Origin of the sequence: Agrobacterium pusense (assembly GCF_900102105.1) — a bacterium.
GTDB lineage: Bacteria > Pseudomonadota > Alphaproteobacteria > Rhizobiales > Rhizobiaceae > Agrobacterium > Agrobacterium pusense.
In genome coordinates, this window is the sequence record NZ_FNBB01000006.1 from 163,484 (window position 1) to 177,795 (window position 14,312).

General features: G+C 59.1%; 11 protein-coding genes. 5 read left to right on the top strand and 6 right to left on the bottom strand.

What is annotated here, in order from left to right:
* The 3 genes from BLU28_RS15710 to melA form a co-directional block, all read right to left on the bottom strand.
* Nucleotides 1-1,008: an ABC transporter permease gene (locus BLU28_RS15710; protein ID WP_006700288.1), complete on the bottom strand. Its 1,008-nt coding sequence runs from the start codon at nt 1,006-1,008 to the stop codon at nt 1-3.
* A gap of 141 nt (nt 1,009-1,149) precedes the next feature.
* Entirely contained in the window at nt 1,150-3,237 is a 2,088-nt protein-coding gene (locus BLU28_RS15715) for an ABC transporter substrate-binding protein (RefSeq protein ID WP_022563838.1), read from the bottom strand.
* A 106-nt stretch (nt 3,238-3,343) separates the two neighbouring features.
* A complete protein-coding gene (gene melA / locus BLU28_RS15720) occupies nt 3,344-4,810 on the bottom strand; it encodes an alpha-glucosidase/alpha-galactosidase (protein WP_034497937.1) in 1,467 nt (488 codons plus the stop codon).
* A gap of 198 nt (nt 4,811-5,008) precedes the next feature.
* On the opposite strand from melA, the gene BLU28_RS15725 reads away from it, so the two are divergent.
* Entirely contained in the window at nt 5,009-5,896 is an 888-nt protein-coding gene (locus BLU28_RS15725; RefSeq protein WP_077987558.1) for an AraC family transcriptional regulator, read from the top strand.
* Nucleotides 5,897-5,973: 77 nt separating this feature from the next.
* The gene (locus tag BLU28_RS15730) at nt 5,974-6,441 is read left to right on the top strand and encodes a hypothetical protein (protein ID WP_034497939.1); all 468 of its coding nucleotides are present in this window, start codon (nt 5,974-5,976) and stop codon (nt 6,439-6,441) included.
* A gap of 10 nt (nt 6,442-6,451) precedes the next feature.
* Here the strand turns inward: BLU28_RS15730 and BLU28_RS15735 are convergent, their stop codons facing one another.
* Genes BLU28_RS15735 through BLU28_RS15745 form a run of 3 tightly spaced genes read right to left on the bottom strand, consistent with a single transcriptional unit; the run spans nt 6,452 to nt 11,008 of the window.
* Nucleotides 6,452-7,363: a DMT family transporter gene (locus BLU28_RS15735; protein ID WP_034497940.1), complete on the bottom strand. Its 912-nt coding sequence runs from the start codon at nt 7,361-7,363 to the stop codon at nt 6,452-6,454.
* Nucleotides 7,360-9,762, bottom strand: coding sequence for a PIG-L family deacetylase (locus BLU28_RS15740; RefSeq protein WP_077987557.1), 2,403 nt, complete (start codon nt 9,760-9,762; stop codon nt 7,360-7,362). Before BLU28_RS15740 ends, BLU28_RS15735 begins: the two co-directional genes overlap by 4 nt.
* A gap of 19 nt (nt 9,763-9,781) precedes the next feature.
* On the bottom strand, nt 9,782-11,008 hold the full coding sequence (locus tag BLU28_RS15745) for an ROK family transcriptional regulator (RefSeq protein ID WP_077987556.1): 1,227 nt from the start codon (nt 11,006-11,008) through the stop codon (nt 9,782-9,784).
* Nucleotides 11,009-11,259: 251 nt separating this feature from the next.
* On the opposite strand from BLU28_RS15745, the gene BLU28_RS15750 reads away from it, so the two are divergent.
* The 3 genes from BLU28_RS15750 to BLU28_RS15760 are packed head-to-tail and all read left to right on the top strand — an operon-like array spanning nt 11,260 to nt 14,311.
* On the top strand, nt 11,260-12,513 hold the full coding sequence (locus BLU28_RS15750; protein ID WP_037092597.1) for an extracellular solute-binding protein: 1,254 nt from the start codon (nt 11,260-11,262) through the stop codon (nt 12,511-12,513).
* A 17-nt stretch (nt 12,514-12,530) separates the two neighbouring features.
* Nucleotides 12,531-13,472 carry a carbohydrate ABC transporter permease gene (locus tag BLU28_RS15755; RefSeq protein ID WP_077987555.1) on the top strand — a complete coding sequence of 314 codons (942 nt, stop codon included), beginning with the start codon at nt 12,531-12,533 and terminating at the stop codon, nt 13,470-13,472.
* Nucleotides 13,469-14,311, top strand: a complete 843-nt coding sequence (locus BLU28_RS15760; RefSeq protein WP_006697289.1) for a carbohydrate ABC transporter permease — start codon at nt 13,469-13,471, stop codon at nt 14,309-14,311. Before BLU28_RS15755 ends, BLU28_RS15760 begins: the two co-directional genes overlap by 4 nt.
* Nucleotide 14,312 lies beyond the last annotated feature (1 nt).

The following is a 14,312-nucleotide window of genomic DNA, read 5'->3' on the forward strand; positions in this document are numbered from 1 at the left end:
TCAGGCCCTCCCGAATTCGCGGACGCGCGGGTCGAGCATGGCGAGCAGCATATCGGCGATGATATTGCCGACGATCAGCGTGGCGGCCAGCACCATCATGAAGGTCGCGGTGACATAGACGTCCCCCACCGCCATGGAGCCGACGATGGCCGGGCCGACGGTCGGCAACGCGAAGATGATCGCGGTCTCGATCTCGCCGCTCAGCATGTAGGGCAGCACCACGCCCTGATACATGACGAGCGGGTGCACGGCATTCGGCACCGCATGGCGCATGATGACGGCGCCTTCCGAAAGGCCCTTGGCACGCGCCGTCTCGACATATTGCGCATTCAGCGTATCGAGCAGATTGCCGCGCATCACCCGCATATTGTAGGCCAGCCCCCCGAAGACGGCGATAGCGACGACCGGCCAGACGTGGCTGACCAGATCGACGAATTTCGCCCATGACCACGGCGCACCGCCATATTGCGGTGAAAAGAAACTGCCGATCTCCGACACATCGAAATGAAATACCATGAGGTAGACGAGGATCAGCGCCATCAGGAAGCGCGGGATCGTCATGCCGAGGAAGGCAATGGTGGAGAGCAGGTTGTCGACCCAGGAATATTGCCGTGTGGCGGCCCATATGCCGAAGGCGATGCCAAGTACCGATGCGAAGATGTGGCAGACCAGCGCCAGCACGATAGTGCGCGGCAGGCGTTCGCCAACCACATCGGCGACCGGCTTGTTGTAATAAAAGCTGTAGCCGAAATCGCCGCGGGTGAGGATGCCGCCGATCCAGTTGAAATATTGAATAACGAGCGGCTTATCGAGTCCGTGTTCGATACGGTATGCCTGCGCCTGCGCTTCCGCCTGCTCGAAGGACGCTCCGCCCTGGTTCATCAGCTGCGAGCGGATGTAGTCGGCGTAATCGCCGGGCGGTGCCTGAATGATGGCGAAGGTCACCACGCTCAGGATCAACAGCACCGGAATGGCGGATGCCACGCGTATCGTCAGAAATCTCAGCATCGAACGGTCTTCCTCGGTTTGGATTGGCCGTGTGTTGCCGGCCGCGCTTCACGCGCGACCGGTACCGGGTGTGCTCCGGGAGGAGTTCTTCAGGTTTCGTACTTCCGGACATAATGGCGTTACGCACCTTTACCGGAAGCTTCAGTTGATCGGCCCGCCCTCGCCCGGCTTGCCGGGAAGCTGCTCAGGGAAAAGTTCATATTTGCCCTGCTTGTCGGCCGCGACCCACAGGCGTTCGCGGATGATGGCGTCTTCGGCCCAGTTAAACATGAAGATCGGCGTACCCTGCGGCACATTGGAGAACCGCTTGTTGACGATGAGCGCACCGGGATATTCGGTGAGGCCAATCGTGTAGAGGTTCTGCGTGTAGACCTTCTGGTACTGCTTCATCAGCTCGGCCCGCTCGGCATTGTCCTGCGAAGATATGAACTTGCGCACAATGTCGGCCATGTCCTTCTCGAACGGCATCAGGTCCAGTTCCTTGCCTTCGGGTGCACGATGGTTCCAGCTGGTGCGCGGCCCGACAGGCGCCAGTTGCTCGGTATTCTGCACCACGGATGAAAGCTCGGTGGAATTGCGCCGCACCAGCCAGTCAAACTGCCCGCCATAATGGGCGGCGTCACGCTGGTTTGAATCGAGGCTATTGATGACGACGCGAAGCCCAAGTTTCGCCATCTGGCCGACGAGACCTTCCGCAAGGCTCTTGTCTGTCGCGTAACCGTTGTTGACGAGAAGGGTAATCTCGACATTACGGCCGCCAAGCGTTTCCTTGGGGAAATTCAGGAAACCGTCGCCGTCAGTGTCTTTCAGGCCAATCGAAGCCAGCGCCGCCTTGGCAGCCTCGAGGTTGAAGGGGTAATAGACCGTCGAAGCACGATCATAGAAGCTTGTCCCGGACGAAATGCCACCCGGATAGATCGCCGTGAAAGGCCCCTTCACCAGCGAGTCACCGATCGCCTTGCGATCAAGAGCGGAGGTGACGGCCTGGCGGAACACCTCGTTACGGTTCAGCTCACGAATGGCCTGTCCGCGCTCATCCGGATTGCCCCAGCCATTGGCGGAAAAATTCATCTGCAGATTGTACCCGATAAGGCGCGGTCCAAAGGCAAGGCGGGCTGGCGCATTGGGGTCAGCGGCGCGTTTCAGCGAGGCGACGAAATTCTCCGGCTGCTCGAGATTGGAGAAATCGCCCGATCCCGCCACGGCCTGCACGTCACGGTCCGCCCAGGTGGAGAGCTTGTAATGGACTTCATTGAGATAGGGCAACTGCTGGCCTTTCTCGTCCACTTTCCAGTAATAGGGGTTGCGCCGCAGCACGATGAGATCATCCGGCCGATAAGAAACCGGAACCCATGCGCCCATGACCGGCATGTTCATATACTCAGGCGGGAACGCGTTTTTGAACTGGTTATAGGTGTTCTTGGAATATTTCGGATGCTGGGGTTTCAGAATATGCGACGGCCCGGGGCAGAAGCTCGGATAGGCCATGGTGTAGAGATATTGCTTGGGGAACGCCGCCTTGAAGGTCCATTCGACGGTATAGTCATCGATCTTCTTCAGCGTCGTTCCTTCACCGAAAGCCTCAGGCGATGCACCACCGCCAAGCGGTGAGACATTGGGATCGATGACGGCGTCTTCCCAGTAGAACATCACGTCATCGGCGTTGAAGGGCTCGCCATCCGACCATTTCGCACCCTTGACGAGATGCATCGTCAGCTTGTGGCCATCTTCCGACCACTCCCAGCTTTTCGCCAGATTGGGCAGCGGCTCGGTATCCTTGGCATCTACCTGGAACAGTGGCGCGGTGCGCGTCAGGCACTCGGAAAGGGCGATATCGATGCCGCCCCAGCCCTGGCTCTGGCCGGCAATATAGTTCCAGCCCTCCGGCCTGCCGCCGACCACATGGCGCATCGTATCGCCGTAGACGCCCATGCCGTCGGGCATATTGCCTGTTTTGTAGACTAGCGGCTCCTCGGGCAGGCGCTCTTTCAGCGGCGGCAGCTTGCCGGTCTTTTCGAATTTCTCGGTAATCCAGCCGGGTTCGCTGTAGCTTGGCAGCGCCTTGAATTCGAGGATCGAGTCGCGCGCCACATAGTTGATCTTGCCTTCGGCCGGAAATTGCGGCGGCTCGGGCGGCGTCGTGGTCTCGAAGGCATTCGCATTGAGTGCGATCATCGAAACACCGAACCCCAGTGCCGAGATGATACCAATCCTGCGTTGAAGTAACATCGTCATTCCTCCCAAATGGCAGCTCTTCGACCGCCGACCCTCTCTCATCGTTGAGACCGGACGGCGAACTCCCTTCCGCCGCCGGCCTTTTCCCATGTCTTTTCCTTCAAACGGCCTTTTTCAGCGCCGATTTCTCGGCCCGCAATTCCTCGATGGAACGCACGTTGCGGCGCGCGGCACCCGCCCAGTCACGGGTCTTGACGCTGGACTTCGCAAGTCGCTCCTTCGCCGCCGGAACGGCATCGGCATATTGTGGCAGCCAGCGCGCCTGAGCGACAACCATCTCGTCAACCATCTGCCAGACCTCCTCCGGCGTGGCGACGGCGCCGACCAGCGGATCATGCAGCACGGCGAGTTTCAAAAGATCGATATCGCCAGTGACTGCCGCATGGACCGACATGCGCTGCACGTTGATGGACGCCATGCAGGTGGCCGCGCAGGCTTCCGGCAACGTGATGCCGGAAACCATGTTGATGCCGAAACGGTCGACAAAACCGGGCGATTCGATGATGGCGTCCGCCGGCAGATTGCTGATGACGCCATTGTTCTTGACGTTGAAGTGGCCGCGATAGACACGCCCGGTCTCCAGCGCCTCAAGAATATGGCTTGCATGTTCGTTGGAGCGCTTGGCCGGATCAATCGGCTTGTCGGCCGAGGCGAGAAACTGCGGGAATTCCGTTTCGAACCAGTTGCGCGTTTCGGTGGAGTGGCGGAGATAACCGCCGGTTTCCCCGTGAATCCAGTCGGACATGTCGATCCAGCGGGCGATTTCCTCTGGCCGCTTACGATACCATGGCAGATATTCGGAGAGATGGCCGTTGCTTTCGGTCGAATAGACGCCGAAGCGCTTCAGCACGTCGATGCGAAGCTTCTCCTGCTGCGAGAAGACCGGATGCGCCTCAAACGCGGCAACCAGCTCCTCCTTACCGATCTTGCCGCCATTGAGCCGCAGATCGATGAACCATGTCTGGTGGTTGATGCCGGAGCAGATGTAATCGAGTTCTGCCGGGGATTTCGCACCGAGGATTTCGGCAATCTGTTCCGCCCCGTGCTGAACGCCATGGCAGAGACCGACCGTGTCCACCTTGCCATATTCGATGGCTGCCCAGGTATTCATGGCCATGGGGTTGGCATAGTTCAGGAACTTTGCGCCGGGTGCCGCAACCTCGCGGATATCCTTGCAGAAATCGAGAATGACGGGAATGTTGCGCTGACCGTAGAGAATGCCGCCGGCGCAGATTGTATCACCTACGCACTGGTCGATGCCGTATTTCAGCGGAATGCGGATATCGTCCGCATAGGCTTCGAGCCCGCCGACCCGCACGCAGCTGATGATGTATTTCGCGCCCTCCAGCGCCCGGCGGCGGTCGGTATGGGCGGTCACCTTCACGGGGAAACCATTTGCCTCAACGATCTTGTCAAGGATTGCCCTGATCATATCGAGATTGTGCTGGCTGATATCCGTGAGCGCGACTTCAATATCGCGAAACTCCGGCACACACAGGAGATCGGTGAACAGTTTTTTCGTGAAACCGACGCTGCCAGCGCCAATAATAGCGATTTTGAAACTCATAACGCCACCTCTGTTGCGAATCGAACGGGTGAAACGGGCCGACGGATCGTGAAATGGCATTGCAGAAAAATACCCGTGAGAATCCCGGAAAACCGGCCTTCCTCTCCAATTTTTCAGCAACAATATCCTGCTGGCTGTCTCCTCGGATCGGGATTATGCGTATAATACCGGCGAGGACCAGAGAAGGATTATGCTTTCATGGGTAATTTTGTGCTGCAGGATTTGATCGATCAGGGACCCGGCATGCGAACCGTCTCGCTGCCGCGCGGCCGCCAGACGCTGCACACCATGCCTACCAGCAGCGGTTATGAAATCCGCCGTGGCGGCAATTATGATTGGGATGGTCGCAAACGCGGACAGACGCCCTTTACCGTCCTGCAATATTGCATCGGCGGTCAGGGCAACCTGCGCTATGAGAACCGCCATTACCTGGTGAGGCCCGGCGAAACCCTGCTGCTGCTCATCCCTCACAATCACCGCTATTGGCTGGAAGGTGGCAAGGAGTGGGAGTTCTTCTGGATCTCAATGAATGGCGAGGAAGCGCTCCGCATCCACCGCAACATTCTTTCCGTCACCGGCCCGATCCTCAAGCTGCAGCCTGAAACGGTGGATCATCTCGCAGGATGCTGCTCACGTCTCGTCAACGGTGCCGAGACACCGGGGGCGGCGTCGGCTGTCGCCTATGAGGCGGCGATGACGCTTTATGACGATGTCTTCGGCTCGCATCCTTCCTTTGGCGGCGAATATCGCACGATGCAGCAGGTGCTGAGCTATATAGACAGCCACCTTGGCGACCGACTTTCCGTCAGCGACCTTGCCGCCGTGGCGGGTCTCAGCCGCGCGCATTTTTCCCGAATCTTCACCGCAAGCGAAGGCCTGCCGCCGGCGGAATTCGTCTTGCAAAGACGCCTGAGACGGGCAGCGAAGCTATTGACGACCGCAGCCAACATTCCAATCAAGGAAGTCTCGGTGCTATGCGGTTTCGAGGATCCGAACTATTTCTCGAAGGTGTTCCGCAGGCTTTACGGCACCAATCCGAGCGAGTTCCGCACCACCGGCATGTATGCCAGTGTGAGGCAGGGCTGACGCGAAACAGGACTTGGTTTTGACATGTTTCAGGCGATTAAGAATAGGCGTTACACCTTCTTTGGAGGCTGGCAGAGGTGAACAGCAAAATCCGGACGATTCTCGTCTTTCCGCTCAGGGCGATCATCGTTTTCGCCATGGTTCTCGACGGCATTTTCCGTCCGCTCTACCGGCCGGTCATCAGGGCCCTGTCGAACCTGAAAATCATCCAGCGGCTGGAAAGCCGGATAGCGCAGCTGCCGCGCCTTGCCATTCTGCTCTGTCTCGCCGTTCCCTTCGCGATTGCGGAACCGATGAAGATCATAGGCCTCGTCCTCTTTGCCCATGGGGCTTTCAAGTCGGGGGTGGTTCTGACGATCATTGCCCATCTTTCGACCTTCCTGATTGTCGAACGCATCTACCATGCTGGCCGGGAAAAGCTTCTCACCTATGGCTGGCTCGCCTGGATCATGCGCTATGTGCGTTTTGCCCGTTCGTTTTACGACCGTTTGAAACTTGCGGCGCTGAGCTGGATTAGGCTTCGGGTCCTTGCACAATCGCGATAGAACCTGCCCGTCATCTTTTGCGGCGCAGCCATTTCAAGAGATATTCCGCAAGCGCAGTCGATTGCAGCGACACGAGAATGATGATGATGCCGAACACAACGCGGGCTTCAGGCACTTCGTCGAACAGAAAATATCCGACCGCAGTCACAAACAGGATCGACAGATAACTGACCGGCGCAAGGACGCTTGCATCCGCGATACGATAGGCCCGCAGGAAGCAATATTGTCCCATTTGCGCCAGCAATCCGATGCCGAGCAACGGAACCCAGTCAAATGACGCAACCGGCTTCCATGTCCAGATTGCCGGAATGGCGGTGATGACGGCGAGGCCCACCGTGTAGAACACCATCATGACAGTGGTGTTCTCCCGCCGCAGCGCTCGTGTCTGGATAACCGCAAGCGCACCGAACACCACCGATATCAGAACAACAATCACGCCCACGCCAAATTCCGCGCCGCCCGGCCCAATGACGACCAGAACGCCGACAAATGCAAGACAGGCTCCCGCCCAGCGAAAGCGGCTCACGCTTTCGCCAAGAAAGGCGACAGCCATCGCCATCGTCACCAATGGCCGGGAAAAACCAACGGCATTGACGGTCGCAAGCGGCAACAGGGTGATGGCGATGAAATTGCTGGTGAGTGCGATGGCATTGCAGCAGATGCGGAAAATGTTACGCCAGGGATATTGGATGCGCGCCATTTCTCCCCGGTGCCGCCAGATCAGTGGCAGGATGAACATCAGGCCAATCATCGCCCTGATAAAGACGAGCTGGAAGGCGGGATAGGTGACGCCTTGTGCCTTGACGAGCGCGGTCATACCGCCCGCAACAAGGGTCATGTCCAGCAACAGCCAGCCTATGCCCGCGCGGGTGTCCGTTTCGCGAGGGCCTTGCTGTTCTTCGCTTTGATCGTCGCCATTCACGCCGGTTGCACAAGATTGGCCATGAGGCGGAAAGCGCCAGGCACAAGCTTGTCCATCTGGTGATGCAGCACGAGGCTGGTATGGGTATGCCTACCCTTGCCGATGGCGCCCGAAACCAGCGCACCCTTCAGCGGCTGCTCATCGACATCATGCATGGCGAGCAATGGCTCGTAGACATCATCCCAGCGCGAGGCGAAATAAAGCCCGCGCTCCTTGTCCCAGCCCCCCCAGTCAGCGGCATCAATCCTGTTCGGCCCGACAAGCAGCGGATGGTCGGGCAAGAGCACCGTTACTTCCGCCTGCGGATCGGTCACACGCCAGCGCAGGGAAGGCTTGCCGATCTCAAGACGCCGAACTGGTGTCGTTTCCGGATTCCATCCGTCAGTCGGCCGGTGATAGAGCGTGACCAGATGACCGCCGTTTTCGACGAAGCGGTGAAGTTTCTCCGTCTCGGCAGCGAGATCCCTGCGGATGCCGAAGGCGAAGATGCCAATAACGATCGTCGTGAAGGATGACAGGTCCCCGCCAAGCGCCTGAGCGTCGAGGTCGGTGACATCGAGTCCCATTCGCGACAGCCAAAGACCCACCCTGTCAGCACCACCACCGACATAGCCGATCCGCGCCTTCTCGGGCAGCTTCAGGTCCAGCGAGAGGATCTTCAGAACGGACGGCGCCAGAAATCTTGCCCGACCGATGTGCGGATAAGCGATCGGCGTTATCTGAAAAGCGGGTTGCGCACCGACAAGCGCCTCGATCTGGGCAAGGCCCACCCTGGCCTCGCCGTTACGTTCGGCAATCCAGTCGCCGCCGTTCTTGCGCAGGTTCCAGCCGCCCGTATTCCTGAACGACAGCGACGCATCGGCGCCCTTTATATGCGCCTGAAAGACATGCGCCTCCTGCCCCTGTCCGAGCGGAACCAGAAGAGCGTCCGGCGCAATGGTCAGCGACTGCGCCGGCGTCACGAAAAACGGTTCCTCAAGGTCGAAGGCGGCCGAAACCGTTCTGCCTTCAACCGTTGCGGAAAGCCGCACTGAGGCATGGCCATTGCCGCCCATGGCTTTCCAGTCAGGCTGATACAGCCCGGAAACAGGTGCATCCTGATCCGCGACAAGCGTAAAGACCCGCGTCTCGCCAAGTGACTGGATGGATGACGATACACCTGATGGCAGGACCAGGGTGACCTCGACATCAATGTGAGCCGCCTTATCTGAAAGCTCCACGGAAAGAACCGACGTTCCACCTGGTACGATCTCCGCCGGCGCGGCGTAGGCCCGCTCGAAAACATCAAGCGCCGTCAGGATGGCGGCATCGACCTGCGCCCGTTTGCGCCTGATCCGATGTCCGTGCAGTTCCCTGAAATCCGCAGTGGCGGATTCGTCCACCGTCTGCAAAAGCGCTGCCGCCGCAAGAAGTGACGCCGTGATCCGCTGCCTGTCGGGAAAGGCTGATATCGCTTCGCTTATCGCCTGTTCCGCCTTGACCAGCGCCTTTGCCAATTCGGCATCCAGGCCCGGGAACACCGCAAGGTCTGACAACGAAGACGGCAGCCCGTCGAGGATCGAGTGTTCTTGGCCCCTTGCATCACTGGCGAGTTCGAGATGCAGCGGCCAGACCTCCTGCGCCAGCTTTGGCCAATATCCCATTCCCTGAGAAGCGTGATAATAACGCGACCATTCGCCGATCCGGTCATATTGCGCGCCAGTCGCCTGCTCCCTGCCGCGAGCGTTTACCGTTACGGTCGTCTCGGGCGGCGGCACTTCGTCATCATAGGTGTCACCACCGCCCGACCACGCGGGAAGGTAATATTTCGCCACCTGCCACGGCTTCAGCCCCTCTGCAAGATGTTCAGGACAGGCCGCAGGGTCCGCCGCCAGCGCGATGGCGCTCTTTGCCGCACGCGTCATGGCGCGGTGGTGCCCATGTTGTCCCGGCACATCGAGAAAGGTCGGGATGACGATATCCGGCCGCTCCTTGCGATAGGCGCGCACCAGCCGCTCAATGATGCGCTGCTGCCCCCAGCGGCCAAAGGTCTGGTCGCCATCCTTCGAGAACCCGAAGTCATGAATGAGATCCGCCGGCCCATGGCCGAGCCAGCTGATATCCGCATCGATGACGCGGGCCGCCTCCTCCAGCTCCCGCGAGCGGATGACGCCGAGCGCGCCGAGCCTTTCCGGCCCCAGCGCATTCTGACCGCCCTCGCCACGTGTCGAGCAGGCGATGATGGTACGCATGCCAAGCTCCATGCGGAAATAGGCAAGCAACCCGTTCTGCTCGTCGTCCGGATGTGCGCCGGTATGCATGACGGTCACCGTGGACTTCAGCGCGCTCAGCCTGCGATGCAGGCGTATGAGCCACGGATCGGCCATTTGCCGTTCGATGCGCTCCCGGGGGGTAAGCATGGGCGGTCTCCTCCAATATTCAGCCGGGTGCCTGCGCTGCGGCTCCCATGGATGTCTCAAGTTTTGGCGTGACGATATCGAAAAGCGGCAAGGCGGCAGCGCCGAGGGCAGCAGTCAACTGCCCGGACTTGCCATGGATGACACGCGGAAGTTCCCGCTGCCTGCGACTTGCGACCGAGGTCGGCAAAGGCCCCATCCGTACAATGATTTCACTGATGATGACCTCAGGCAGAGCGCCGCCGAGAATGACTGTCTGCGGATCGAGAATATTCTCGAGCATCGCCACCATGGGCGCCAGATGCGCCGCAGCTTCGTCGATCCATTCCCTCACCACGGGATGGCCTGCCTTGAACAGGGCCTCCAGATCATCAAGCTCCGTATCCGCAACACCGGCGAATACAAGCTTTTCCTTCAGTACATAGACTGAGGCATAAGCCTCCAGGCACCCTCTCTGCCCGCAAGAAGGACAAGGCCTTCCCCTCGGCGAAACAGTCACATGGCCGATTTCGCCGGCATTCCCGAATGCACCGCGATAGGGCGCGCCATCCTGGATGATGCCGAGGCCGATACCGACGCCGAAATAGATCATGCAGAAATTCGGGATCGCCAGACCAGCACCAAACAGCCGTTCCCCGACTGCTGCGGCCGTGGCATCGTTTTCAACCACGACCGGCTGGCCGCAGGCTTCGCCCAGCATCTGCCGGGCATCAATGCCGCCCCAGCCGGAAAGCGTCGTCGGTCCCACCGAAGTCATGCCATCGATCTCGAAGGGACCGGGCATGACGACCCCGGTGCCAAGAAGCCTGCAGCCTAGATTTTTGGCAACGGCGTTATGCTCGGCGGCAAAGGTCTTGAATATGGCTTCCGGTGTCGTGTCCGAGAGCGGCGTGATGCGCTGCGTGCGAAGAACGCCGGCGAGATCAAGACCGACGGTGACCATATGGTCGGCGGCGATTTCCACGCCGATCGTCGCCCCGCCATCCGGGTTGACCGAAAACTGGATCGGCGGCTGGCCGCGACCGGAGCGACGACGGCCGAGCTCCTTCAGCAACTCCTCGCCCATGAGTTCATCGACGATATTGGCGACCGCCTGCGGCGTCAGATGCGTGATCTTGGCGATCTCGGCGCGGCCGAGGGAGCCGTGCCGCCGGACAATATCGAGGACGACTCGCCTGTTATGTTCGCGGCTCCGCTCAGGGTTTTTTCCGATTGCTACGGGATAAGCGTCCACCGTGTGCACCGTCATCTCTTCAACTTCCCGTCTGTTAGAAAATTAATAGCGTGGAACCGACGATAAGCGCAATATAATAATTCAAGTAAATTATCTTATTGACAAATGCCTGCCTTCAGAGAACCGTAAGAGCGACCGGGGGCCAGGCTTGCCCCGGCGGAAGAGGAAACTCCGCCACCGGCAGATCGATGAGCGCGCGCGAAAGCGCGGAAAAGGGAACGATGGCTCCGCATCCGGAAGACCGGGCGGAGGAAAAGGAGGCTTACATGCGCAGAGCAACTCTGTTCGCCGGCTTGGTTGCCGGTTTCAGCACATTTGCATTCAACGCCGCGCAGGCGGTTGAAATCGAATATTGGCAATATGTCTTCGACACCCGCGTGAAGGCCATGGACGAGCTGATCGCACAATTCCAGAAGGCCAATCCCGACATCACCGTCAAGCAGGTAACCTTCCCTTATGCCGATTACCAGACGCGCGTGATTGCCGCCAATATGTCCGGCAAGGGCCCAGACGTGATGCAGCTGTTTTACGGCTGGCTCGACAAGTTCGCGGCGGGCGGGATTTTGCAGCCACTGCCAACAGACGCTTTCCCGCATGACAAGATCGAAAGCGAATTTTTCCCGATCGTCAGCGCCATGAAACGCGGCGAGGACTATTACGGCCTGCCGACCGCGGTTCGTTCGCTTGCACTGTTCTACAACAAGAAGCTCTTTACCGAGGCGGGTCTCGATCCCGCAAATCCGCCGAAGACGCTCGATGAATTCGTCGCCGCCGCGCAAAAGATCGCTAAGCACGATGCCGCCGGCAATCTCACCGTCGCCGGCTCCACGCTCGATATGGGCGGACAGGATCACCAGTGGTGGCGTGAGGTGCTCATCCGCCAATATGGTGGCGAGCCCTATACCGACAACGACCAGAAGGTCGCATATAATAGCGAGCCCGGCATACAGGCTCTGAAATTCTACACCAGTCTGCAGCTCGAAAAAAAGATCGGTCAGGCGGGTTTCATGGATGAAGGCCAGGCCGCATTCCGTGCGGGCAAGGCGGGCATGACCATCGACGGCACTTTCCGGCTGGGCTCGTTCCGCACCATCAAGGATTTCGAGTGGGGCGTGACCGAACTTCCGACCAATGACAAGAATATCCGCTCCAACTATGCGAGCTATTTCGCCAACGGCATCAGCGCCAAGACAACGGGTGAAGAGCTTGAGGCGTCCAAGAAGTTCCTCGCCTATATCTCTTCACCGGAAGCCATGGCGATCTGGCTGAAGACAGTCGGCGAACTGCCGGCGCGACGCTCCGCAGCGCTGACCGAAGAAAACCTGAAGGATCCGATCTACGCGCCGTTCCTGAAGGGTCTGGAATATGCCCACACGACACTGTTCATGGATGAGGCCGCCCAGCGCCAGAACGCCATTGACATGACCAACCGGGTCCTGCTCGAGGGCCAGTCGGTTGAAGATTCCATCAAGCAGGCCGCCGAGGCCGAGCAGGAAATCATCGACGCGGCGAAACCCTGAAAACCGCAGGTCCAACCATGACAGCGACAGATCAACAGGGGGCGGTATCCGGCCGCCCCGGCGGCTCCTTTGGGGACCGTCTTTCCATGCGCACGAAACGGCTCTTATGGATATGGAGCTTTCTGGCAATCCCTATCCTGTTTTACAGCATCATCCGTTTTTACCCGACGCTGCAGGCCTTCTACCTGTCCTTCACCAACTGGGACCTGCTGAGGCCGGCAAAGTTCATTGGCGTCACCAATTACGTCAAGCTCTTCAAGGACCCGCAATTCTGGAAGGTGTTCAAGAACACCTTTGCGTATCTCATCGTCGGCACGCCGATCAGCCTCGTGCTCGCCTTCGTCATCGCCTTTTATCTCGACCGCGTACGCATCCTGCACGGTTTCATCCGCGCGCTTTATTTCCTGCCCTATCTGACGACGGCGGCCGCGATGGCCTGGGTCTGGCGCTGGTTCTATCAACCGCCGCCCATCGGCATCATCAACGACGTCTTCGCAATTCTCGGCATTCCGCAGCAACCCTTCATCCGCTCTACGGACCAGGCGCTTTATTCGATCATGGTGACAGCCATCTGGGCAGGCCTTGGCTTCCAGATCATCATCTTCATGGCCGGGCTGCGCGCCATTCCAACGACATTTTACGAAGCCGCCCGCATCGACGGGCTGGGCGAATGGGCGATCCTGCGCAAGATCACGCTTCCGCTTCTGAAACCCACCACGGTCTTCCTCGTGGTCTTCTCGTCCATCGGTTTCCTGCGCATCTTCGACCAGGTCTACAACATGACGACCAATGATCCGGGCGGACCGCTCGGCTCAACCAGACCGCTTGTGCTGATGATCTATCAGACGGCGTTCAATTCCTATGCCATGGGCTATGCCGCAGCGCAGACGGTCGTCCTGTTTACAATTCTTCTAGTCGTATCGCTGATCCAGCTCTGGGTCCTGAGGGAAAAGAAATGAGCGAAGCAAAGCCACTTTCCCACGCCCGTATCCGCCCCGGTCGCATTCTCGCCTGGACGTTGCTGTTCATCGGCGGTCTGATCATGGTTTCGCCGCTACTATTCATGTTCTCGACCTCGTTCAAGACGGCGGACCAGGTCTATGATCTCAGGCTCATTCCCGCGGCACCGACGCTTGCCAACTATATCACGGTCATGGCCGACGGCCGTTTCCTGCGCTGGTTCTTCAACTCCATGCTGGTTGCGGTCATCGTTACCGTCTCCAACTGCTTCTTTGACAGTCTGGTCGGGTACACGCTGGCGAAGTTCGAGTTTCGCGGCCGCTATTTCATCTTCCTCGCCATCCTGTCGACGCTGATGATCCCGACCGAAATGCTCGTCATTCCCTGGTATCTGATGTCCAGCCAGTTGGGCTGGCTCGACAGCTACTGGGGCATCATGTTCCCGGGCATGATGACGGCCTTCGGCACCTTCCTGATGAAGCAGTTCTTCGAGACGGTTCCGAACGACTTCATCGAGGCCGCGCGCGTCGACGGACTGAACGAATTCCAGATCTGGTGGAAAGTCGCTCTGCCGCTGGTGACGCCCGCGCTCTCCGCGCTCGCGATCTTCACCTTCCTAGGGAACTGGACAGCATTCTTCTGGCCGTTGATCGTCACGACAAGCAAGGAGCTCTACACCCTGCCGGTCGGCCTTTCGAGCTTTGCCGTGGAACAGCAAATCCAGTGGGAAATGATCATGACGGGCGCAGCCATTGCGACCATCCCCACCCTCATCGTCTTCATCGTCCTGCAACGCTACATCGTTCGCGGTGTGATGCTGGCGGGCCTGAAAGGATAAC